Consider the following 21,995-nt stretch of genomic DNA (forward strand, 5'->3'; position numbering starts at 1 on the left):
TGGTTATTCTTTGGGAAATTCCAGGCCCATCTCGCGGTAGCGATCGGGATCGTCGCCCCAGTTCTCGCGCACCTTGACGAACAGGAACAGATGCACCGGCACATCGAGGATTTGCATCAGTTCTTTCCGCGAGTCCGCGCCGATCGACTTGATGGTGGCGCCGCCCTTGCCGAGCACGATCTTGCGCTGGCTCTCGCGTTCCACGAAGATCGTCTGCTCGATGCGCACCGACTTGTCCTTGCGCTCCTCCCACTTGTCGGTCTCGACCGTGGACTGGTAGGGCAATTCCTGGTGCAGCTTCTGATAGATCTTCTCCCGCGTGATCTCGGCCGCCAGCTGCCGCATCGGCGCGTCCGACATCTGGTCCTCGGGATAGAGGAACGGCCCCGGCGGCACCATCTCGGCGAGCGTGTGGCGGATGTCGTCGACGCCGTCGCCCGACAGCGCCGAGATCATGAAGGTCTTCGCGAACGGCATGCGCTCGTTGGCGGCCTGCGCCAGCGCCAGCAGCTTCTCGCGCTGGACCAGGTCGACCTTGTTGATCACCAGGATCTTCTCGTGATTGACGTTTGCTGCCTTGGTGAGGATCGCCTCGGCCTCGTCGTCGATCCCCATCTTGGCGTCGAGCAGCACGCAGACGAGATCGGCGTCATGCGCCCCGCTCCAGGCGGTCGAGACCATGGCGCGGTCGAGCCGGCGCTTGGGCAAGAAGATACCTGGCGTGTCGACCAGGATGATCTGTGCATTGTTCTCGATGACGATGCCGCGGATCAGCGCGCGCGTCGTCTGCACCTTGCGCGAGACGATCGTGACCTTGGCGCCGACCAACGCATTGACCAGCGTGGACTTGCCGACATTGGGGGCGCCGATCAGCGCCACGAAGCCGCAGCGTGTCGCGGGCGGCGTCGCGTCGCTCGTTTCAGTGGTCATTGCCGCCGCCGACGCCTTCGCGTTCGATCATGACGGAGGCCGCGACCTTCTCCGCCGCGCGCTTGCTGCCGCCGACGCCTTCCGCCGACTCCAGCCCCGGCAGGTCGACGGCGACGCGGAACTGCGGATCGTGGTGCGGGCCGGTGCGCTCGACCTCGCGATAGACCGGCGTCGGCAGCCCCTTCCCCTGCGCCCATTCCTGGAGCACGGTCTTGGGATCGCGCAGCGGCCGCCGCGGCTTGTGCATGCGCTCGGTCCAGTTGCGCTTGACGAAGTCGGCCGCGGCCGCGTGACCGCCGTCGAGGAAGATGGCGCCGATCACGGCTTCGCAGATGTCGCCGAGCACGCTCTTGCGCAGTCTCGCATCGGCGCTGGGGCCGACCGAGCCCAGTTTGACGTCGTCGAGCAGGCCGAGCGACTTGGCGACGTCGGCGCAGCTCTCCTTGCGCACGAGCTCGGCCAGGCGCTTGGACAGCTCGCCCTCATCGGCGTTCGGGAAGGCGTGATAGAGCATGTCGGAGACGACGAGTCCGAGCACGTGGTCGCCGAGGAATTCGAGCCGCTGATAGCTGTCGCCGCGCTTGCGCCCGGACTTCAGCGCCGAGACATGCGTGATCGCCTGCATCAGCAGGTTCGGATCGGCAAAGCCGTGTCCGATGCGCGCCTCGAGCGCCGCGTTCGCCCCCTTGGCCTTGGCGCTCCGCGCCCGCTTCTTCTTCGCGGGTGTTTTGGGAGCGGCTTCGCCTTCAGGGCTCACTGGCGCCTCGGTCGTTGGGATCGCTATGTCCTTGGCTTCATCTTTCATCGGACGATTTTGAAGAACCGGTTCCAGCGCACCGCCCACGGCCAGCGCCAGAACATCCAGGCGTGCTCGCCTTCGGCGATGGAGAAGAAGATCATTTGAGCGCGGCCGATCAGATTCTCCGCGGGCACGTAGCCGACCTGGCCGAGGAAGCGGCTGTCGGTGGAGTTGTCGCGGTTGTCGCCCATCATGAAGAAATGGCCGGGCGGCACGGTGTAGACGTTGGTGTTGTCCATGTAGCCGTTATCGGCGCAGTCCAGCGTCTCATAGGACACGCCATTGGGCAGCGTTTCCTTCCAGCGCTTCACCCGCGCCGTCCCGCCTTCTGAGCCGCACGGATCCTCGCCGACATACTCGCTCATGCGCTGCCGCTCGACCGGGGTGTCGTTGATGTAGAGCAGCCCGTCCTTCATCTGGATGCGGTCACCGGGGAGCCCGATCACGCGCTTGATGTAGTCGGTCGAGTCATCCTTCGGCAGCCGAAACACGACGATGTCGCCGCGGTTCGGGTCCGAGCCCCAGATCCGCCCTGAGAACAGCGGCGGCGAGAACGGGATCGAGTAGTGGCTGTAGCCGTAGGAGTATTTCGAGACGAACAGATAATCGCCGACCAGCAGCGTCGCCTTCATCGAGCCGGAAGGGATGTTGAAGGGCTGGAACAGGAAGGTACGGATCACCAGCGCGATCAGGAGAGCGTGGATCACGACCCGGATGGTTTCGCCAAGGCCGCTCTCAGATTTTGTTCCCGAAGTCACGCTCATTGCTCTCTCAATTCCGGCCGGCGGTCACAGAGCGCCCTCCTCCCGCGAACAGCCCACCGGTTCGCGGCGCAAGGAGATTGTCCTGATTCTGATAATGAGGGCCAATTCCGGCGTAAAGCCGAATTCGCCCAGGCTGATTTGCGCCCGCGGACTTTTAGACGGTTGTCGGGGTCCACGCAATCAAGGATCGCATCAAAACTTCATAAGATATTGATTTTCAACGAGAATTATAAAATAACCGCACCCCCGTCAGGGCTTCGCCAGCGGGATGGCGGAAATGACGACAAACGCCTGCGCCAGTGGCCAGTCGTCGGTGATCGAAAGGTCGATCCGCGCCTCGAACCCCACTGGCGTCAGGGCCTGGAGCCTGGCCAGCGCGCCGCCGGTCAGTTGCATGGTGGGCCGGCCCCCCGGCAGATTGACCACCCCCATGTCGCGCCACCAGACGCCCCGCCGGATACCGGTGCCTAGCGCCTTCGAGCAGGCCTCCTTGGCGGCAAACCGCTTGGCATAGGTCGCCACCACCATCCGGTCGTTCTTGGCGCGCCGCTCGGCCTTGGCCCGCTCGGCTTCGGTGAAGATGCGATCGAGGAAACGCTCGCCGTGGCGGTCGATCACCTTGGCGACGCGCGTGATGTCGATCAGGTCGGAGCCGATGCCGATGATCATGCCCGGCTCCGGCCACGGTCCATCGCCGCGCGCATGCTGCGGACCGTCTCGGCGAGGCCAACGAAGAGGGCTTCGCCGATCATGTAGTAGCCGATGTTGAGCTCGACGATCTCCGGCAGCGCCGCGATCTTTTCCGCCGTCGCATAGTCCAGCCCGTGCCCCGCATGGACCTCCAGCCCCGCCGCCCGCGCGAGCTTTGCCCCCGCGACGATCCGCTGCCATTCGGCCTCGGCCTTCTCAGTGTGGCCATCGACCACGGCATCGCACCAGGCGCCGGTGTGAATCTCGATCACGGGCGCGCGCAGCCGCGCTGCCATTTCGATCTGCTGGGGATCGGCCGCGATGAACAGCGAGACGCGGATGCCGGCATCGTTCAGCCGCGCAATGTAAGGCGCGAGCTGGTTGTGCTGGCCGACCACGTCGAGGCCGCCTTCGGTCGTCACCTCCTGGCGGCGCTCCGGCACCAGGCACACCGCGTGCGGCCTGGTGGCGAGCGAGATGCGCAACATGTCGTCGGTGGCCGCCATCTCGAAATTAAGCGGCTTGGAGATCTCGGCCTTCAGCCGTGCCATGTCATCATCGCGGATGTGCCGGCGGTCCTCGCGCAAGTGCGCGGTGATGCCGTCGGCGCCGGCCTCGATCGCAAGCAGCGCCGCGCGCACCGGGTCGGGATTGCGGCCACCCCGCGCGTTACGCAGGGTCGCGACATGGTCGACGTTGACGCCGAGGCGAAGCGGAAGAGCAGGCATTGCAAGGCTCACGTAGGTGACACTTCCCAACACGTCATGCGCGGCTCGATCGCGCAGCCATCCCTTGTGAGATGGGTTGCCGGGTCAAATCCGGCAACGACGAGCTTCATCCATTAACACGTTCGACGCGGGCGACGACCGCCTTCGCGCGCAACTGGGCTATGATCGCGCTCAGGTGCTTCAGATCGTAGACTTCGAGGTCGATGGTCGTCTCCGTGAAGTCGGGCGAGCGGCGCTGCATGCTGATATTGTCAATGTTGCCGTCATGTTCGGCGATCACGGTCGCGATCTGCGCGAGCGCGCCTGGCTCGTTGACGTTCTCGACCTTGATGCGGGCCGGGAAGCGCTGCGGGGTGCTGTCCTCGATATCCCAGCGCACGTCCAGCCAGCGCTCGGGCTCCTCCTCGAAATCCTTCAGGGCCGGCGACTGGATCGGATAGATGGTGATCCCCTCGGCCGGCGTGACGATGCCGACGATGCGATCGCCGGGGACGGCGCCACCGTTCGGCGCGAACTTGACCGGCAGGTCGGAATTGATGCCGCGGATCGGAATCGCGACTGGGCTGCGCGGCGCCTCGACGACGACCTTCTCCTTGAGCTTGGCAGCTAACCCCTTCTTGCCGGCATAGCGCGCGACGCGCTCCTCCTTGTAGTCGGGGTACATGGCGCGGGCAACGTCGGAAGCCTTGATCTCGCCGCGGCCGACCGCCGCCATGACGTCGTCGATCGAGGCGCGCGCGAGCCGCGGCAGTGCGCCCTTCAGCTTGTCGTCGGCATAGTCGATCTTGGCGCGCTCGAACAGGCGCTCGACGATGCGTCGGCCGAGACCGGCATATTGATCGCGCACGGCCGTGCGCGTGGCGCGCCGGATCGCGGCGCGCGCCTTGCCGGTGACCGCGAGCGATTCCCAGGCTGACGGCGGCGCCGATTGCGCCTCCGAGGTCAGAACCTCGACTTCGTCGCCATTCTGGAGTTCCGATGACAGCGGCGCGAACTTGCCGTTGATCTTGCAGCCCACCGCGCTGTTGCCGACGTCGGTATGCACGGCATAGGCGAAATCGATCACGTTGGCGTGGCGCGGCAGCGCGATCAGCTTGCCCTTTGGGGTGAAGCAGAACACCTGGTCGTGGAACAGTTCGAGCTTGGTGTGCTCGAGGAATTCCTCGGGGTTGGCGCTCTCCGACAGGATGCCGACGGTGTGGCGCAGCCAGGCGAACGCATTGGACTCGCGCTTGAGGAATTCGGTCGGCGAGCCGACACCCTCCTTGTAAAAGACGTGCGCGGCGATGCCGCGCTCGGCGATCTGGTCCATCTCCTCGGTGCGGATCTGGAGTTCCACGCGCTGGTTACCGGGACCGATCACCGTGGTGTGGATCGAGCGATAATCGTTCTGCTTGGGCGTTGAGATGTAGTCCTTGAAACGCCCTGGCACGACCGGCCAGGTGGTGTGGACGATTCCCAGCGCGCGGTAGCAGGCTGCAACGTCCGTCACGACGATGCGGAACCCGAAGATGTCGGACAGCTGTTCAAAGCCGACCGACTTGCGCTCCATCTTGGTCCAGATCGAGAACGGCTTCTTGCGCCGGCCATACACCCGCGCGCCGAGGCCATTGTGGCGCAGGTTGTTGGAGAGCTGGGTCTCGATCTCGCCGATCAGGTTGCGGTTGCGTTCGGCGAGCGAGTCGAGACGCTGCATCACCACCGAATAGGCTTCGGGATCGAGGGTGCGGAAGGACAGATCCTCCAGCTCCTCGCGCATTTGCTGCATGCCCATGCGTCCGGCGAGCGGCGCATAAATATCCAGCGTCTCCTCGGCGATGCGGCGGCGCGATTCCGGCGGCACGAATTCCAGCGTGCGCATGTTGTGCAGGCGGTCGGCGAGCTTGACCAGGAGAACGCGGACGTCGTCGGCGATCGCGAGCAGCAGTTTGCGCAGATTCTCGGCCTGCTTGGCTTCGCGCGATACCAGCTCGAGTCGCTTCAGCTTGGTCAGGCCCTCGACCAGCGCGCCGATCTCCGGCCCGAAGAGCTGGTCGATCTCGGCGCGGGTCGCCTCGGTGTCTTCGATCGTGTCGTGGAGCAGCGCGGCCACGATGGTCGCATCGTCGAGCTTCAGGTCGGTGAGAATCGCCGCCACTTCGAGGGGGTGCGAGAAATAGGGATCGCCCGAGGCGCGGGTCTGCGAGCCATGCGCCTTCATGGCGTAGACATAGGCGCGGTTCAGCAGGTCCTCGTCGGTGTTGGGATTGTAGGATCTGACACGCTCGACGAGGTCATATTGACGCATCATGCGCGCGCGCGGCTTCGCCGGTCGCGCCCCTGCCGGCGCAGTCGGGGCCACGGCAACCGATTCGGTTGCGGCCAGCATCTGCGTTTGTCTCCGGCGCCGATACACCATGCATTCCTGCCTTCAAACGGGCCACCAAAACGCCCGTTGTATACACCTTAGCCCTCGATCACGCGCAGTTCCGATCAATTCAATGACAGCGGACGACGCCAACCGACAACTCTATGGTAACCACGAAAAGGCCAACAAAAGCAAAGGCCCGAACGCGGGTTCGGGCCTCTGATAAGATCACAAGAATTCGACGGCAGCGACGGGACGATTACTCGTCCTCCTCGGGCTGCTCCTCCGGCGGCGCGAGGCCTTCGAGACCCTTCAGGAGCTCCTCTTCGGTCATGCGCTCGACGGCAACTTCGGTATCGTCGGCATCGACGCTCGCGCCCGCGGAACCGATCAGCGGCACGGTATCGGGCTCGGGCTCGTCAACCTCGACGAACTTCTGGAGGGAGTGCACCAGCTCCTCGCGGAGGTCCTCCGGCGAGATGGTCTGGTCGGCGATTTCGCGCAAAGAGACAACAGGGTTCTTGTCGTTATCGCGGTCAACCGTTAGTTGTGAACCGGACGAAATCATGCGGGCGCGGTGGGCGGCCAGCAGGACCAGGTCAAACCGGTTGTCGACCTTGTCGATACAATCTTCTACGGTGACGCGAGCCATGGACTGTCGCTCCGCTGTGGGTGGGACCAAATATGTCGATGATGAGGGCTAGTTATAGGGGCCGGGGCGGTTTCGCAAGACCATTTTGTGATTTGGCCTCGCCAAACGGCTTTGGTACCCCCAAATTGGGATTAGGATGGGTGGTTTTCCGGACTACCATAGAGGGCGGGACCGAGCTTGTGCACCACCGCCATAACTATACCTTGATTGCCCCGACTTCTCCGGATTTGCGGTTTCGACGGGTCTTGGCAGCACTTTAACAACTGCGTGGCTTACTGCCGCCGCGCCAACAATAAACGATTAATCACGAACACTACGCGAGCAACTGAATGTCACCTTCTCCTACCAACAAGATCGCGCTCTTCATCGACGGGGCCAATCTCTACGCGACGGCCAAAACACTGGGCTTCGATATCGATTACAAGCGCCTGCTGAAGGAGTTTCAGAGCCGCGGGACGCTTTTGCGGGCGTTCTACTACACCGCGATCATCGAGGACCAGGAATACTCCTCGATCCGTCCCTTGATCGACTGGCTGGACTACAACGGCTACACCGTCGTCACCAAGGCGACGAAGGAGTTCATCGACGCCTCCGGCCGCCGCAAGGTCAAAGGCAACATGGACATCGAGCTCGCGGTCGACGCCATGGAGCTCGCCGAGCACATCGACCAGATGGTGCTGTTCTCGGGTGATGGCGACTTCCGCTCGCTGGTCGAGGCCGTCCAGCGCCGTGGCGTGCGGGTGACCGTGGTCTCTACCATTGCCAGCCAGCCTCCGATGATCGCCGACGAGCTGCGCCGCCAGGCCGACGTCTTCACCGACCTCGTCGAGCTGCAATCCAAGCTCGGCCGCGACCCGTCCGAACGCCCTGCCCCGCGCGATCGCAGCGAGCGCGAAGCGCGCCACCACGCCCCGCAGTTCCTCCAGCGCGCGACCACGATGGCGCCGAGGGGCGATGACGACTTCGAGGAGTGAGGCGGCCCGGTTAAGCCGCCAGGCCCCCACCGTCGTACCCGACCGTGATTGTCCGCTCTGCGCGCGTCTGGTCGCCTTTCGCGAGGCGAACCGCGTGCGCGAGCCGTCCTGGCACAACGCGCCGGTTGCGCCCTTCGGCGACATCAAGGCGCGCGTGCTGATCGTCGGCCTTGCACCGGGGATGCAGGGCGCCAACCGCACCGGACGTCCGTTCACCGGCGACTATGCCGGCGACCTGCTCTACGCGACGCTGATCGAACACGGTTTCGCCAAGGGGACCTATCAGGCGCGGCCCGACGACGGCCTGAAGCTGATCGACTGCCGGATCGTCAATGCGGTGCACTGCGTTCCACCGCAGAACAAGCCGCTACCTGCGGAGATCAACACCTGCCGCCAGTTTCTCGCGGCAAATCTCGAAGCGATGCCGAACCTGCGCGCGATCGTCGCGCTCGGGCGGATTGCGCACGACACCGTGCTCAAGCCGCTGAAGCTGAAGGGCTCGCAGGCCCCCTTCGGTCACGGTGCCGTGCATCAAGTCGGCGCGATCAGGCTCTACGACAGCTATCACTGTTCCCGCTACAACACGAACACAGGCGTCCTGACGCCGGACATGTTCCGCAAGGTGTTCGCGCGGGTGAAGGCCGATCTCGGCTAGGCTTTGACCGGATTGGCCTTCAGCCAGTCCAGGACATCGCCGGCGTTCCGGTCCGGCGGGAACACCGGATAGAACACGTGCGTGATCCGCGTGTCGTCGATGATGAGCGCGAGACGCTTGATCAGCGTCAGCCCCGCAACCTCCATGGTCGGCAGATCGAGGGCGCGCGTGAGTTCCAGCTTCTCGTCCGAAAGCACCGGAAAGGGCAGATGCAGCCGCGACGCCATCTCGGTCTGGTAGTCGTTGCTCTGCGTCGAAAGGCCGAACACCTGCGCCGCGCCTTCGGCCTTCAACTCGGCGAAGAGATCGCGGAACGCGCAGGTCTGCGGCGTGCAGCCGCGTGCGCCCGGGATCATGTCCCAATCATCGACAAGCGCGATCTTGCCGGGCTCGCCGGTGCGCGGATAGGCGAACACCACGGTGCGCCCGCGCAGCGTCGACAGCGTCACCGAGGTATCATCGGTCGCAAGCAGGGTGATCGACGGCAGCGTCATGCCTATCAGGTGCGCGGCACCGCCGTCGTCGGTGGGGGCGGGAATCTTGCTCCAGTCAACCTCGAGCAGGTTTCTTTGAGTCATCTCGCTATCCCCTCGCCCGCATCAGCCGGCCCTTCTCCCGGCCCCAGTCGCGCTTCTTCACGGTTTCGCGCTTGTCGTGCAGCTTCTTGCCCTTTGCAACTGCCAGCTGCAGTTTGGCGCGGCCGCGCTCGTTGAAGTAAAGCTTCAGCGGGATCAGCGTCATGCCCTCGCGGTTCACCGCGCCGATCAGCTTGTTGATCTGCCTGCGGTGCAGGAGCAGTTTTCGCGGCCTCTTGGGCTCGTGGTTGAAGCGGTTGCCCTGGAGATATTCGGGAATGTTGGCGTTGATCAGCCAGATCTCGCCGTTCTTCGAATCCGCGTAAGATTCCGCGATCGTGCTCTTGCCGTTGCGGATCGACTTGACCTCGGTTCCGGTCAGCGCAATGCCCGCCTCGACCGTATCCTCGATCGCGTAGTTGAAGCGGGCTTTACGATTTTCCGCCACGACCTTGATAGGACGTTCGTTCTTATCGGCCATGGCAGACAAATCCGATCGAGATGCGCTTTAAGACGCTAACAGTTTGGATGAAGCGCGCGCGTCAAGACTTCTTGAGGAGATCGCGGATCTCGGTCAGCAGCTCGACTTCGGCCGACGGCTTCGGCGGCGTGGCAGGCGCCGCCTCCTGCCTGCGCTTCAACTGGTTCATCAGGCGGATCACCAGGAACAGCACGAAGGCGATGATGATGAAGTTGATCGTCAGCGTGAGAAAGCTGCCCCAGGCAAGCACGGCGCCTTGCTTTTTTGCATCCGCCAGATTGGTGGCGTCGACAGCCTTCGACAAGGGGATGAAGTGGTTGGAGAAGTCGAGCCCTCCGGTGGCTGCGCCGATGAGCGGCATGATCACGTCGCCGACCAGCGAATTGACGATGGCGCCGAAGGCGGCGCCGATGATGACGCCGACCGCGAGATCGACGACGTTGCCCTTCATGGCGAATTCGCGGAACTCCTTGAGCATCCGCATGCCCTTGTCCTCGACGCTCATGAAAGGCTCCCCAAACGCGATTGCGTCAGTTGACCAGACCGGCGTGGACCATGGCGCTGCGCACCGCGACGCGTGTCGGCTCGGACACCGGCACCATCGGCAGCCGCAGCGTCTCGTCCATCTTGCCGAGCAACGACAACGCATACTTGATCGGCGCCGGGTTGCTCTCGATGAAGAGGTTGTTGTGCAGCGGCATCAGCTTGTCATGCAGCTTCAGGGCGGTGGCGTGGTCGCCCTTCTGCCACGCTGTGTGGAACTCCGAGCACAGGCGCGGTGCGACGTTCGAGGTCACCGAGATGCAGCCATGGCCGCCATGGGCCATGTAGCCGAGGATGGTCGCGTCCTCGCCCGAGAGCTGGTTGAAGTCCTCGCCCATCGCGGCACGCTGCTGCGACACGCGCACCATGCTGGCGGTGGCATCCTTGACGCCGGCGATGTTCTTCAGTTCCCACAGCCGCTTCATGGTGTCGACCGACATGTCGATCACCGAGCGCGGTGGGATGTTGTAGATGATGATCGGAATTCCGATCGCATCGTTGATGGCCTTGAAGTGCTGATAGAGCCCTTCCTGGGTCGGCTTGTTGTAATAGGGCGTCACGACCAGCACGGCGTTTGCGCCCGCCTTCTCGGCGTGCTGCGCGAGCTCGATGGCTTCCTTGGTCGAGTTGGAGCCGGCGCCAGCGATCACCGGCACGCGGCCCTTGGCCTCACTGATGCACCATTCGACGACCTTCTTGTGCTCGTCATGGCTGAGCGTCGGGCTCTCGCCGGTGGTGCCGACCGGGACCAGGCCGTTGGTGCCCTCTGAAATTTGCCAGTTGACCAGGGAGCGGAACGCCGCCTCGTCCAGCGAGCCGTTCTTGAACGGCGTGACCAAGGCGGTGAACGACCCCCGGAATTTCGTCTTGGCTGCCATGGACTTCCTCCGTACGCGGCTAGGCTTGAGAGCAAGCCCCATACATATCGGGTCTATCCCGCCGGTAAAAGGCCCGCTTCCGCGTGACGCACCGTTTAAGCCGCGATTTTGCCGCGGTGGTGGTGCAAACCGGGCCGAAGTAAGCGGCTGTTGGTAATTTGTCCGCATATTCAATCGAATACTGCTAGGTCTTGAGCCACTTCACTGATTCGGGGCGACGTGACGCCGTGACCTCTCCTGCCCGTGCCGCACTGATCTCTGCAGGCCTTGCCATGGGCCTGATGGCGGCAATCGGGCTGGTTTCGGCCACCGCCTGGGCCGCCGCGAAAGTTCCGCTGCCGAAGCCGCGCCCGATCGCCCGCAACGGGGTTCCAAAGAGCAAACCCGACCCGGTCAGGCAGGATGTGCCGCAGGCGACCGCGGCAATCAAGCCGGCCGCTCCTGTCGTAACCGCTCCCGTGCTCGCGCCGGCAACCCGCCAGCATGCGGCCCCGCGCAAGCCGGCGCTGCCGGCCGCGGTCGCCGCGACCTCGTCGACCTCGCAAGGCGACAAGGACACGCTGGAGAACGTCATCGAGCTCGTGCGCAAGCGCAGGCAGGGCGATGCGACCAACGCCGAAGCCACGATCTCGGATCCCGTCGCGCGAAAACTTGCGGAATGGATCATCCTGCGCAGCGAGGACAATGGCGCGACCGTCGAGCGCTACCGCGCCTTCCTCTCCGCCAATCCGGGCTGGCCGTCGCAGACCTTCCTGCGCCGGCGCCTCGAGGCCGCGATGTGGGACGACAGACGCGACGATTCGGTCGCGTGGTCGTGGTTCGAGAACGAATCCCCGATCTCAGCCAAGGGCCGCTTCTCGCTCGCCAAGGCGATGCTGGCGCGCGGCGACCGTGCCAATGCCGAGCGGCTGGTGCGCGAGGCCTGGCGCAGCGATCCGATGTCGGAGGACACCGAGAACAACGCGCTCGACCAGTTCGGCGCCCTGCTCACTCCGGGCGACCAGAAGGCGCGGATGGACGCCCTGCTCTATGGCAGCGAACACGAGGCTGCGCTGCGCGCCGCCAAGCGCCTCGGCGCCGGCTATGTCGCGCTCGCCAAAGCCCGTATCGCCTCCTACAGAAAGGCGCCGAACACGCGCGCGCTGCTCGAGGCAGTGCCGCGCGAATTGCACGGCGATCCCGGTTTCATCTTCAGCAGGATCCAGCTCCTGCGCCGCGAAGAGAAGTTCGCGGAAGCCGCCCAGCTCATGCTGTCGGCGCCGAAGGATCCGAACCGTCTCTACAATCTCGACGAATGGTGGATCGAGCGCCGCCTGCTGGCGCGCAAGATGATCGACACCGAGGAATTCCGCAGCGCCTATCTGATCGCTCGCGACGCAGCGCTGCCCTCGCGGGACATCTACAAGACCGAGCAGGAATTCACTGCTGGGTGGATCGCGCTGCGCTTCCTCAACGATCCCTCGACCGCCGCGCAGCATTTCGCGCGCATCGGAGTGGGCAGCGTCAACCCGACCACGCTGGCGCGCGCCGGCTACTGGCAGGGCCGCGCGGCGGAAGCCATGGGCCGTCAGCAGGAAGCCCGCAACGCCTATGCACGCGCAGCCGAACAGTCGACGAGCTATTACGGCCAGCTCGCTCGCGCCAAGCTCGGCCTGCCGCAGATCGAGCTGAACAGCGCACCGCGCGGCCGGGGCGCCGAGCGGCTGGAGATCGTGCGCGCGGCGCACTTGCTCTACGAGCTCGACGAGCGCGAGCTCGCGGTGCCGATGCTCGCCGACATGGGCGAGAATGGTGATCCCGAGGTTCTCGCCGGCCTCGGCGAGCTGACCCAGCGCTATGCCGACGCGCGCGGCATGCTGCTGGTCGGCAAGGCCGCGCTCAATCGGGGCCTGCCGTTCGACTTCTACGCCTATCCCGTCAACGGCATTCCGCAGTTCACGCAGATCGGCCCCGGGGTCGAGCGCAGCATCGTCTACGCCATTGCGCGGCAGGAGAGCGCGTTCAATCCGGCTGTCGTCTCGCCGGCGCAGGCCTATGGGCTGATGCAGGTGACACCGGACGCTGCGCGCTACGTCTGCAAGCGGCACGGCGCGACATACGACCTGTCGCGGCTGAAGAATGATTCGGTCTACAACGCCACACTCGGCGCGGCCGAGCTCGGCGGCCTGCTCGAAGACTATCGCGGCTCCTACATCATGACCTTTGCCGCCTACAATGCCGGCCGCGGCAGCGTAAAGAAGTGGATCGACCGCTACGGCGACCCGCGCGACCCGAAGATCGATGCCGTCGACTGGGTCGAGCTGATCCCATTCTCCGAGACCCGCAACTACGTGCAGCGGATCATGGAAAATCTGCAGGTCTACCGCGCCCGCTTCGGCGGCGGCACGCGGTTGCAGATCGAGGCCGACCTGCGCCGCGGCACCGGCAGCGTGGAGTAGCGGCGCGCGCCAGGTGTGTTCGCGGCGGAGATGCCGTCGGGCCTGACGGCGCCGCGCGAGGCACGACCGCCCCACCCCGATTCGTCGAGCCGGCTCTGAAGGTCGAGCACGATCTTCACGCGCGCCTCACGATATCGAGGGCTGTCGGCTGGCCGTCAGATCAGTGATCACCGTCATTCCGGGATGCGTGCGAAGCACGAAGGCCCGGAATCGATTGGGCCACATGCTCTGCGGCGGAATGGATTCCGGGCTCGCCCTTCGGGTGCCCCGGAATGACGGCGGAGTTTGTGGGCGCCGCCGGTCAATCCGTCGAAGATGAAAGACCGGCGGCTTCCCGCCGCAGGGCCGATTCCGCCGATTTGTCCGCAAGGGGTGTCCGTGAGAGCGACGGACCGATCGCGCATACGGACGTCGGAAATGGCATGCGCGCCGGAATCACGTCGGCAAGAGATTTCGATTGGGCGCCACGAAGGATGGACCAGCGGGGAGCCGCGCGCTCCTCTCTCGGATCTGCTTCGGCCGATAACCGGCCTCGATCCTGACCCTCGTCAACAACCGGCGATGATCCAGGCCGCACCGCGGTGCCAAGCCGCCAGCGCTCTCGCGTCGTCAACAAGAGCTCAGGACAAAAAAGAACCCCGGCGGTTTCCCGCCGGAGTTCTCATTCAGGTCGTTAGACCGGAATTACCAGTTGCGCTGAGCGCGGAGGAGCAGAACGAAGGTGTCCTGATCCTTCAGCTCGTAGGTCGCAGCCGGCTTGGCGGGAATAGCGTTCACCGTCGTCGTCGTCAGCACACCCGCGTACTTCTGGTCGACATGGGTCCAGGTGAAGTCTGCCGAGAAGGTCAGGTTCTTCACAGGAGTCCAGCGGGTGATGATACCAGCCTGACCAATGTTGAAGTCGGGGTTACAAGTCGTAACACCAGGTTGCGCCGTGGCGATCAGGCCGCAGAGCGTGCTCTTGGCCAGACTGCCGAACTGAGCCTGAGCGAAAGCACCGTAGACCGAGGTGTTCCAGTACGGATCCCAGTTGTGGGTGTATGCGCCACGGAAGCCCCAGGTCTTGACCGTCTCCTGCGAGCTGCCGTTGACGTACACCGTGTCCGGAGCAATAACGGCAGCGAGGCTGCCGTACGCGCCGGGGAGGCCCGAGCTGCCGTAAATTCCGTACGTGCTACCCGCCAGGTTCTGGAAGTTGTAGCGGGTCGCACCGTCGGTGTACACGGCCTGGAGGTTGATCGTGTCACCCGCGCCGGTCGGGATGTTCTTGATCGACAGAGCGAGCTGAGCCGCCCAGCCCCACTTGTCATCCGGGTGGCCAGTGATTTCGCTGGAGCCGTAGTAACCAACGTGGTTGTCCTTGGCAGCGACCGACGCCTGGAACAGACCCCAAGCCTGGTCGACACGGAGCATACCGACGAGGTTCGGCGAGCGCGTGCCACCGATCGCACCGGTGCCGATGCTACCGGTGAGAATGCCAGTTCCAGAGGCGCCGCTCATGTTGAAGTTACCAGCCTGATAGTACTGGGTCTGGTCTTCGGCCGAGAACGAAGCCGTGATGCCCTGACCGAAGTCAGCGGTGTAGGTGAACTGGTTGACACCAGTGACCGTGCCGCTGCCGCCGACGAGGCTGTCGAAGTTGTTGCCTGGATAGTTGGTCCAGGGAGCGTCGAACTGCGACACCGCCTTACCCATCGTGAAGCCAGCGAACTGGATGAAGGCGTAGTACACGCCGAGTGAACCGCCCGAGGTGTTGCCGTCGGTGCCGTTCACCGAGCCGGAGCCCGAGCCGAAGAGAGCCGGAGCAGTTGCACCGACCGGGGTATTGACGCCGAGCGTGCCGCTGTACTGGGTCGCGCCAGTTGCGCTGCCGGTGCCGACGTAGTTGCCGGTCGTCCAGGAGAACACGCCATCGAAGAACGTGCGGACCACGCCGTACTCGGTCGCGGTGCGCGTGTCGATGTTGAGGTCTTCACGAGCGCGCATGGTGTAGTAGTTCGTCAGACGGTTACGTGCACCGTTGGCGCCCTGGCTCGAGACGTTCAGCTGACCGCTGATGTCCGAGTTCGTGTTCAGCGCGACTTCAGCGCGCAGATAACCACCCAGCTTGATGCAGGTGTCAGTGCCCGGGATGTAATAGAATCCGGCACCGTACAGGGAGCAGATCTTCACGTATTCGACCGCTTTGGCCTTCACGGGGAGATCGGCTGCCTGTGCTCCGCCAACGGCGATCAGACCCGCCGCTGAACCGAGCAAAAGGCTCTTAACCAACTTCATGTTAAACCTCCAAGTTGCTCTATAGGGAAGGTTCCGGATCCGCTGGGTGACGACACCCTAAGGTTGGTTCCCTTGTCCCTTTAACTCACCGCTTAGCCGCTTCGCGCCTTCGGACACACCCGCATGAACGCGAGGGACTTAAGCGAACCACCTAGAACGGGACGACCTCGGGATGCCCCCCTCCGTCGCTCAGTCACAATTACCGAACGTCCTTGCACACACAACAACAGAACGCTCCGAAACGGGCCTATGGCGCGCGTTTTCCAATGGGTGTTGCACAAATAACACGCAGTTGTGATCAATCCGCCTCGACAAGCCATTGAATTTGCTTGTGATTTTAAAGCGGTTCCATTGACCGCCAAAATTCCCGACTTCGGACGCATTGGGCCGACAAGCGGTGTTGCGGCTCTAACGCGATCGAATCGTGGTGTCGGAAGGAAGGACTCAGAGTGACGCGCTGGCGGCCAAGAATCGACTGATCTGGAAGGGAGGCGACCGCGACATCGCGCGGCCGACGACAGTGGGGCAGAAGCCGGGGCAGGAACCAGAGCCTGGCGAACTACGGACGCGGCACGGCAATTAACCGGCTCCCGGCGCGGACAGTCGCCGCGCCGGCCGATCGGGTCGCTCGGGCCGAAGAAGCGACTTCCCCCCAAGGAATCAACTCCAGGGATTCCTTGCCCCTTACCCGACGTTCAAGAAGCTGGTGAACGATCGGCACAGCCCGACCTGCGACTGGAGACCGGCGTTGGCACAGTCAGTTCGGTGTTGAGGACGCTAGGTTCGCCTGTGCGAGCTGTAGCAGACGCACAACGCGTCTTCCTCATCCGAGTGCTTGAACTTCAATATGGTCTGGCGGCAATCCAGCTTGATATCTCTGATACATCGCCTCGTAAGCTGCTTCCAAGTGTTTCGCATAGAGCGCCGCGTCAAAGAGTGGTGCCGTCAGGCGGGTCCTTTGCAGCCTTTCGCGAATACCCTGAAGCTTCTGCTTATCAAGCGCCAGGTCGATTGCAAGCGCTTCATATTCCTCACGCGTTCGCGTTATCAGCTCAGGCAAGCCAACAGCGCTAAGCAAGCTCGCCGCGACGCGGCCTGCGAAACTATTTCCAATTTGTGTCACGACCGGCAAGCCGGCCCACAACGCATCACTGGCCGTCGTATGCGCGTTGTATGGCAGCGTATCCAGGAAAAAATCGGCAAGGCGATGGCGCGCCAAATGGTCTGATAATGATGAAACGTGCTTCGCAAACACCAGGCGATCTGGATCGACGCCCAGGGCTTTAGCTTCCTTTCGCAAGTTAGATCTTGCGATCTCTCCCATATCAGACAACCACAATACCGACCGATCCACGCTCCTCAAAATATTCATCCAAGAGCCAAAGACAGATCGATTGATCTTGTAGGCGTTATTGAAACAACAAAATACCGTCCATTCCTGCGGCAGATCGTGATCAACCCGATTGGGCATCGTTTCGTCGATTGCCTCACCTTTGTTGTCGCGTGGCATAAAACTGCCGGGCAGACGAACGACTTTCTCTTCAAAGAATTGGCTGCTTGGCTCCGGCAACACGACGTGATCGGCAACGATGTAATCCGATAGTTCTCTGCTCCCCAATGTCCCTGCGAATCCAAGGTAGTTGACGACGATCGGAGCGGGACTGGATGCAAACAACGACAGCCTGGCATTCTGCGTATGCCCCGCCAGATCGACAAGAATGTCGATCTGCGCATCGTTGATCGCCTCCAGGACTTCACTGTCGTTCTTCTGCTGGCAATCGATAAAGCGATGAAAGGACGTTTCCAGCCGCTTGCGCAGATCGCTATTGTCGTTTGGACCGATTGAAAAGGCGTACGTCTCAAATCGATCAGTATCGTGGTTCTCGAATATCCCAGCAGTCAGGTGCCCGACCGGATGCTGACGAAAATCGGGTGAAACATATCCGACCCGAATCTTGTCGTGCTTATGGACTTCACCGCTTGAACTTGTTTTAGAGGAACGCGGGCACTTTGCGGCCACCCATGCCTTGGCGCATCGCAGATGATCATCAGGCGAATCCGTCAACGACAGCAACGCAAAAGGAGAGCTATTGGCTTTTCCGGTCCGAATTGCTGCCGTCAAATGACTGATCTCTTCTTCCAGATTATCCCAGTTGCACAAATTCATCTTTGCATGAAGACGCACCCCCTCGATGCCCTCCAAGTCAGACCTGATCGACAGCGCCCTGTCATAAGCAGCAACTGCCTCATCGTAGCGCTTGAGTTCCGTGAAAAGATTACCGCGCCCCACCCACGCATTCTCTAGATCAGGCTTGGTCGACAGCGCTTGGTCATACGCGGCAAGCGCCTCTTCATAGCGCTTCAGACTCCACAAGACATTACCTCGACCGAGCCATGCTTCTGCGAGATCAGGCTTGATGGACAGCGCCTTGTCATATGCCGCGAATGCGTCGTCATAGCGCTTGAGCTCGGTGAGAACATTGCCCCGGCCAAGCCACGCTTCTGCCAGATCAGGCCTGATCGACAGCGCCTTGTCATACGCAACGAACGCTTCGTGATAGCGCTTGAGATCGCAGGACACATTGCCCCTGCCAAGCCACGCATTCTCCAGATCAGGCCTGATCGACAGCGCCTTGTCGTATGCAGCCGAGGCTTCGTCATAGCGCTTGAGGCGCCAGAAAACATGGCCCCGGGCAACCCACGCACTCTCGAGATCAGGCTTGATCGACAGCGCCCCGTCGTACGCAGCAAGCGCTTCGTCATGGCGCTTGAGATCGGAAAAAACGTCTCCTCGACCAACCCACGCATTCGCAAAGTCAGGCTTGATCGACAGCGCCTTGCCGTACGTGGCGAATGCCTCGTCATAGCGCTTGAGATTGCGGAAAGCATTACCTCGACCAAGCCACGCATTCTCCAGGTCAGGCTTGATCGACAACGCTTTATCGTATGCAACGAGGGCGTCGTCAAAACGGCCGAGCTTTTCAAGACAATTGCCTTTGCTTGCATATGCATCAGCAAAGTTCGGATTGTAGAATGTCGCCTTGTCGAATTGATCGATCGCTTCCGAATAGCTCCTCGCAAACTCGGCAAGTATCGAGCCCCTGTTATGGTATGAGAGGGGATTGCGCGGATTCACCGCCAATGCGCGCGTGAAATATATCAGGGCTTCTTGAGGCCGTTTCAGGGATTTGAGCGCATATCCATAATTGCTGAGCGCTTCGTCACTGCTTCCATTCAGGGCTACCGCCGCTTTGAGATGGACCTCCGCCTCCGCAAATCGACCTTGTATGAGCTTCACTACACCCAAGAGATGTTCGACGTCGAATATGTTCCTGGACGATTTTGCTATCTGCTGCAGTATTCTTTCCGCTTTGAGCAAATCATTGGCGTGAAAGGCATCGACAGCACGTCGAAATTTGGCATGCAGTTCATTCGCCAAACCCATTCCTCCCTGAGATCATCTGCTCAAACATAGCAACCGGTTCGGCGAAGGCATAGCGCACATTCCTTGAGCCGCTAATTGGCAAAGCGATTGCCGGCGATTGCAATCGTGGCTGTCGGAGATGCAATCAAGCTGGCCGGCCTCTAGGGATCGATGCGAAAGAGGATGTGCGCGGCCTCGAAGCGCCAGTGCAATCGCATCTCGCCCAAGCCAACCAGGCACGCAAATCATCCGCGGAAGGAACTCGCCACTCTGGGCATCGGCGCCGACACTGCGAGGTCGGCAAGATCAGGCTGGAGTTGGGAGGCGAGGCAAGCCCGACAGAAGCGTCTCGCGAGGCCTCTCCCGGAGAGCGGTTGGCTGCGGATTAGTTCCCAACGGCGCCCCTCGTGCCTCTCAGCAGTGGCGTTGAAGGCTAAGCAAGCCGATCCCGGCGGCCCCGACGCGGCACATTTCCGTCAGCGGATTTGGGATTTGAAAGGGTATGCGCGTGCTTTGAGGCCGGCAGTCGCGCCCCACCCCGCAAAGCCAAGCAAAATCAATATCTTAAGTTGCTGTATGGCGGAGACGGAGGGATTCGAACCCTCGATAGGCCTTTACAAGCCTATAACGGTTTAGCAAACCGCCGCCTTCAGCCACTCGGCCACGTCTCCAATGTGCCGGGTATGCCCGACACAGCGGCTAGCCGCAAGCGGCAGAATTGCGTGGGCGCATTCTTTCACGGGAAAGACATCCCCGAACGCTCCTCCCCTGGGGAGTTGCGCCCGGCCCGGGGTCTCCTTGCCCTTATATATGTGTGCGCCTAGCGGCAGGATCGCCAGACACGCCAATGCGAGGGGGAAATCAGCACGGACTCTCCGGCCCAGACGTTGAACCACACACCGGATTTGCGCCGGCAGGGAAAGGTCCAGGGCACGATGCCCGTCTTATGCAGCCGTCCGAGTTCCAGATCGCAGTCGTCCGGCGCAATCTGGATCGGCAGCCAGTGGCCGGTCTTGTCGGTATCGCTCATGCCGCGCGATCTAGTCGCCGGCACGCCGCATGAACTTGATTCAGCGCAAGAAGGTCAGTCCGTGAAAACACGGGCCTCCGCGCGATTGGTCAGCTCAGTGCGTGGAGACCCACGCCCTCGCCTGCCGCTGCGCGGCGGAGATTTCGGCCTCCGACATCTGCCCGGCGACTTCCTGGCGCAGCGCGATGGCGTCCTTGCGACCCTTCAGCGCGGCAAGGTCGAACCATTTGTGCGCGGCGATGAGGTCGACGAGGCCGGAGCGGCCGCTCGCCCAATACAGTCCGCGCTCGAACAGCACGTCCGACAACGCACTCGCGTCGATCGGCGTTGCCGTCTCCAGATCGAAGGTCCCCTGAAACATACCGCATCCCCTTTTATCATTATGCCGCCTCGTTCCCCCGAGCGCGGCTCCCGTCCAGCTTGTTCAACTCGTCCCCATGCCGTTTGCCGGCTTGTTGGAGACGATGATGGCGGGCAATTTTGAATGGCAGTTTAAGTATCGCGATGAAGAGGACGTAAACGCAAAGCCGCGATGCCCGTTGGGAAAATGCAAAAGCCCCCGATTCGCAGGCACTTCTGCGATTCGTCAGACTTGGTTTACCCTCTCGATTTTCGGACAACGATAACCATCGCGCACGGTCGGAGGCAGGGCGATCGCATTTGAGCATTCACAAGTGTTGTCATGCCCGGGCTTGTCCCGGACATCCACGTCCTTCGTGCCGCGTGGCTAGGTGTGGATGGCCGGGACATAGGCGAGCGGAAGCGACGCCGTCCTTCGGACGGCTATGCCCGGCCATGACGCCGTGGAGGCTTTAGCGCCCAAACCCTCGGGTCACGTGCGATCGCCCTGCGGTCGGAGACGCAGCAGGCCGTCGCGTTTGAAAGACAGTTTGGCGGCTGGCCTTTTTGCGGCCCGTCCTTCGAAACGCTCGCCGTAGGCGGGCTCCTCAGGCTGAGGTCTGTTTCGCGGCGAGGTCCTGGATCCTCGTGGTGAGCAGCGCCGCCTTACGGCGCGTCTCGAACCATCAGGCCGAGCCTGTTCGCGGCGATCAACGGCCATATGCGACGGCCCGGAAAGCTCGGATGCACCTGCGCGTCGCCTTGTCATCCCGCGCGAGGGTGGGAATCCAATGCGGAGGCGTCTCAGCACGATAGTGACTGCCTCTGGAAATCCGCGCCGTCCCGCCCGGCCGGGCGACGGCACCAAACACAGCGCGGCCGCCATGCCGCGACGATCGCCCGCCTGCTCCGCAGGCGCAGCCACGTCTCGCATCTGAAATGTCGGGAAATGAAATGCCGGCCAGGATCCCGGCTTAAGGGAACGAGGGCGTCGGCGAACACGTCAGGACCAGATTCCACTTTGGCCCGAAGGCCGCTTGTGAAATTGCGGAGCCCTTTAGGAGCGACCGCACCGAACGAAGAAAACTCGTTTCTTCTGCCGGACCGGACTTTCACGAGCAAGCTTGCGAAAGACGAACGGTCCGACCGTTGACCTGATGTCTCGCCGACACCCTCTATCGTCGACCAGGGCCCGTTGAGAGGCGCTGATGACGTGCCGGCAATCTAAGAGCCGGCAACTTCAGTAGCGAAGTTACTTCTTCTTCTTCGCGACCTTGCGGGTCTTCTTCGCAGTCTTCTTCACTGCGCTCTTCGCCTTCTTCGCCTTCTTCGCTTTCTTCGCCATGTTGCCCTCCGATGTGAGATGGCTTAATCGTTGCGTGCACTCGGGGATCGAATGCACTTCATCCCGAATACACCAACACAGCGAAAAAAACAGCGTCTCGCTTAAGGAAGTGTTGACGCAGCAAGG

At 62.4% G+C, this 21,995-nt stretch carries 18 protein-coding genes and 1 tRNA gene; 3 read left to right on the plus strand and 16 right to left on the minus strand.

Annotation, left to right across the window (positions count from 1 at the left end; all coding sequences use genetic code 11):
- Positions 1–3: 3 nt before the first annotated feature.
- From era to rpoZ, 7 genes are all read right to left on the minus strand, one after another.
- On the minus strand, positions 4–930 hold the full coding sequence (gene era, locus AYJ54_RS45195) for a GTPase Era (protein ID WP_063708929.1): 927 nt from the start codon (positions 928–930) through the stop codon (positions 4–6).
- Positions 920–1,735 (minus strand): ribonuclease III, encoded by an 816-nt coding sequence (gene rnc / locus AYJ54_RS45200; protein ID WP_063708930.1) that lies wholly within the window; start codon positions 1,733–1,735, stop codon positions 920–922. The genes era and rnc overlap by 11 nt, the downstream gene beginning before the upstream one ends.
- Positions 1,732–2,493 (minus strand): signal peptidase I, encoded by a 762-nt coding sequence (lepB, locus tag AYJ54_RS45205; RefSeq protein WP_063708931.1) that lies wholly within the window; start codon positions 2,491–2,493, stop codon positions 1,732–1,734. The genes rnc and lepB overlap by 4 nt, the downstream gene beginning before the upstream one ends.
- Before the next feature lie 249 nt (positions 2,494–2,742).
- Entirely contained in the window at positions 2,743–3,162 is a 420-nt protein-coding gene (gene acpS / locus AYJ54_RS45210) for a holo-ACP synthase (RefSeq protein ID WP_063708932.1), read from the minus strand.
- Entirely contained in the window at positions 3,159–3,911 is a 753-nt protein-coding gene (locus AYJ54_RS45215; RefSeq protein WP_063708933.1) for a pyridoxine 5'-phosphate synthase, read from the minus strand. Before AYJ54_RS45215 ends, acpS begins: the two co-directional genes overlap by 4 nt.
- A gap of 106 nt (positions 3,912–4,017) precedes the next feature.
- Positions 4,018–6,309: a RelA/SpoT family protein gene (locus AYJ54_RS45220; protein WP_063708934.1), complete on the minus strand. Its 2,292-nt coding sequence runs from the start codon at positions 6,307–6,309 to the stop codon at positions 4,018–4,020.
- A 208-nt stretch (positions 6,310–6,517) separates the two neighbouring features.
- Positions 6,518–6,910, minus strand: coding sequence for a DNA-directed RNA polymerase subunit omega (rpoZ, locus tag AYJ54_RS45225; RefSeq protein ID WP_027522935.1), 393 nt, complete (start codon positions 6,908–6,910; stop codon positions 6,518–6,520).
- 329 nt (positions 6,911–7,239) lie between these two features.
- Between rpoZ and AYJ54_RS45230 the strand changes: the two genes are divergently transcribed.
- Both AYJ54_RS45230 and AYJ54_RS45235 read left to right on the plus strand, forming a co-directional pair.
- Positions 7,240–7,884: a LabA-like NYN domain-containing protein gene (locus AYJ54_RS45230; protein ID WP_063708935.1), complete on the plus strand. Its 645-nt coding sequence runs from the start codon at positions 7,240–7,242 to the stop codon at positions 7,882–7,884.
- Positions 7,865–8,539 carry a uracil-DNA glycosylase gene (locus AYJ54_RS45235; RefSeq protein ID WP_063708936.1) on the plus strand — a complete coding sequence of 225 codons (675 nt, stop codon included), beginning with the start codon at positions 7,865–7,867 and terminating at the stop codon, positions 8,537–8,539. The genes AYJ54_RS45230 and AYJ54_RS45235 overlap by 20 nt, the downstream gene beginning before the upstream one ends.
- Here AYJ54_RS45235 and AYJ54_RS45240 read toward each other — a convergent pair.
- From AYJ54_RS45240 to dapA, 4 genes are all read right to left on the minus strand, one after another.
- Positions 8,536–9,117 carry a peroxiredoxin gene (locus AYJ54_RS45240; protein ID WP_063708937.1) on the minus strand — a complete coding sequence of 194 codons (582 nt, stop codon included), beginning with the start codon at positions 9,115–9,117 and terminating at the stop codon, positions 8,536–8,538. The genes AYJ54_RS45235 and AYJ54_RS45240 overlap by 4 nt on opposite strands.
- 4 nt (positions 9,118–9,121) lie before the next feature.
- Positions 9,122–9,595: an SsrA-binding protein SmpB gene (smpB, locus tag AYJ54_RS45245; protein WP_063708938.1), complete on the minus strand. Its 474-nt coding sequence runs from the start codon at positions 9,593–9,595 to the stop codon at positions 9,122–9,124.
- A gap of 61 nt (positions 9,596–9,656) precedes the next feature.
- Positions 9,657–10,073 (minus strand): large conductance mechanosensitive channel protein MscL, encoded by a 417-nt coding sequence (mscL, locus tag AYJ54_RS45250; RefSeq protein WP_063708978.1) that lies wholly within the window; start codon positions 10,071–10,073, stop codon positions 9,657–9,659.
- Positions 10,074–10,125: 52 nt separating this feature from the next.
- On the minus strand, positions 10,126–11,016 hold the full coding sequence (dapA, locus tag AYJ54_RS45255) for a 4-hydroxy-tetrahydrodipicolinate synthase (protein ID WP_063708939.1): 891 nt from the start codon (positions 11,014–11,016) through the stop codon (positions 10,126–10,128).
- A 251-nt stretch (positions 11,017–11,267) separates the two neighbouring features.
- Here dapA and AYJ54_RS45260 point away from each other — a divergent pair, with 251 nt between their 5' ends.
- Positions 11,268–13,454 carry a lytic transglycosylase domain-containing protein gene (locus AYJ54_RS45260; protein WP_430641473.1) on the plus strand — a complete coding sequence of 729 codons (2,187 nt, stop codon included), beginning with the start codon at positions 11,268–11,270 and terminating at the stop codon, positions 13,452–13,454.
- Positions 13,455–14,138: 684 nt separating this feature from the next.
- Here AYJ54_RS45260 and AYJ54_RS45265 read toward each other — a convergent pair.
- From AYJ54_RS45265 to AYJ54_RS45285, 5 genes are all read right to left on the minus strand, one after another.
- Positions 14,139–15,731 (minus strand): porin, encoded by a 1,593-nt coding sequence (locus AYJ54_RS45265; protein WP_063708941.1) that lies wholly within the window; start codon positions 15,729–15,731, stop codon positions 14,139–14,141.
- A gap of 823 nt (positions 15,732–16,554) precedes the next feature.
- Positions 16,555–19,170, minus strand: coding sequence for an O-linked N-acetylglucosamine transferase family protein (locus tag AYJ54_RS45270; RefSeq protein ID WP_161491954.1), 2,616 nt, complete (start codon positions 19,168–19,170; stop codon positions 16,555–16,557).
- A 562-nt stretch (positions 19,171–19,732) separates the two neighbouring features.
- Positions 19,733–19,826: transfer RNA gene (locus tag AYJ54_RS45275), tRNA-Ser, on the minus strand.
- A gap of 149 nt (positions 19,827–19,975) precedes the next feature.
- Positions 19,976–20,185, minus strand: a complete 210-nt coding sequence (locus tag AYJ54_RS45280; RefSeq protein ID WP_063708943.1) for a hypothetical protein — start codon at positions 20,183–20,185, stop codon at positions 19,976–19,978.
- Positions 20,186–20,279: 94 nt separating this feature from the next.
- Positions 20,280–20,546, minus strand: coding sequence for a hypothetical protein (locus AYJ54_RS45285; protein WP_063708944.1), 267 nt, complete (start codon positions 20,544–20,546; stop codon positions 20,280–20,282).
- Between the last annotated feature and the right edge of the window lie 1,449 nt (positions 20,547–21,995).

Origin of the sequence: Bradyrhizobium centrolobii (assembly GCF_001641635.1) — a bacterium.
Taxonomy (GTDB): domain Bacteria; phylum Pseudomonadota; class Alphaproteobacteria; order Rhizobiales; family Xanthobacteraceae; genus Bradyrhizobium; species Bradyrhizobium centrolobii.

What these genes read in the sequence shown, in the direction of transcription:
- era (WP_063708929.1), bottom strand. Translation starts at nt 930, where the DNA reads ATGACCACTGAAACGAGCGACGCGACGCCGCCCGCGACACGCTGCGGC.
- rnc (WP_063708930.1), bottom strand. Translation starts at nt 1,735, where the DNA reads ATGAAAGATGAAGCCAAGGACATAGCGATCCCAACGACCGAGGCGCCA.
- lepB (WP_063708931.1), bottom strand. Translation starts at nt 2,493, where the DNA reads ATGAGCGTGACTTCGGGAACAAAATCTGAGAGCGGCCTTGGCGAAACC.
- acpS (WP_063708932.1), bottom strand. Translation starts at nt 3,162, where the DNA reads ATGATCATCGGCATCGGCTCCGACCTGATCGACATCACGCGCGTCGCC.
- AYJ54_RS45215 (WP_063708933.1), bottom strand. Translation starts at nt 3,911, where the DNA reads ATGCCTGCTCTTCCGCTTCGCCTCGGCGTCAACGTCGACCATGTCGCG.
- AYJ54_RS45220 (WP_063708934.1), bottom strand. Translation starts at nt 6,309, where the DNA reads ATGGTGTATCGGCGCCGGAGACAAACGCAGATGCTGGCCGCAACCGAA.
- rpoZ (WP_027522935.1), bottom strand. Translation starts at nt 6,910, where the DNA reads ATGGCTCGCGTCACCGTAGAAGATTGTATCGACAAGGTCGACAACCGG.
- AYJ54_RS45230 (WP_063708935.1), top strand. Translation starts at nt 7,240, where the DNA reads ATGTCACCTTCTCCTACCAACAAGATCGCGCTCTTCATCGACGGGGCC.
- AYJ54_RS45235 (WP_063708936.1), top strand. Translation starts at nt 7,865, where the DNA reads ATGACGACTTCGAGGAGTGAGGCGGCCCGGTTAAGCCGCCAGGCCCCC.
- AYJ54_RS45240 (WP_063708937.1), bottom strand. Translation starts at nt 9,117, where the DNA reads ATGACTCAAAGAAACCTGCTCGAGGTTGACTGGAGCAAGATTCCCGCC.
- smpB (WP_063708938.1), bottom strand. Translation starts at nt 9,595, where the DNA reads ATGGCCGATAAGAACGAACGTCCTATCAAGGTCGTGGCGGAAAATCGT.
- mscL (WP_063708978.1), bottom strand. Translation starts at nt 10,073, where the DNA reads ATGCTCAAGGAGTTCCGCGAATTCGCCATGAAGGGCAACGTCGTCGAT.
- dapA (WP_063708939.1), bottom strand. Translation starts at nt 11,016, where the DNA reads ATGGCAGCCAAGACGAAATTCCGGGGGTCGTTCACCGCCTTGGTCACG.
- AYJ54_RS45265 (WP_063708941.1), bottom strand. Translation starts at nt 15,731, where the DNA reads ATGAAGTTGGTTAAGAGCCTTTTGCTCGGTTCAGCGGCGGGTCTGATC.
- AYJ54_RS45280 (WP_063708943.1), bottom strand. Translation starts at nt 20,185, where the DNA reads ATGAGCGATACCGACAAGACCGGCCACTGGCTGCCGATCCAGATTGCG.
- AYJ54_RS45285 (WP_063708944.1), bottom strand. Translation starts at nt 20,546, where the DNA reads ATGTTTCAGGGGACCTTCGATCTGGAGACGGCAACGCCGATCGACGCG.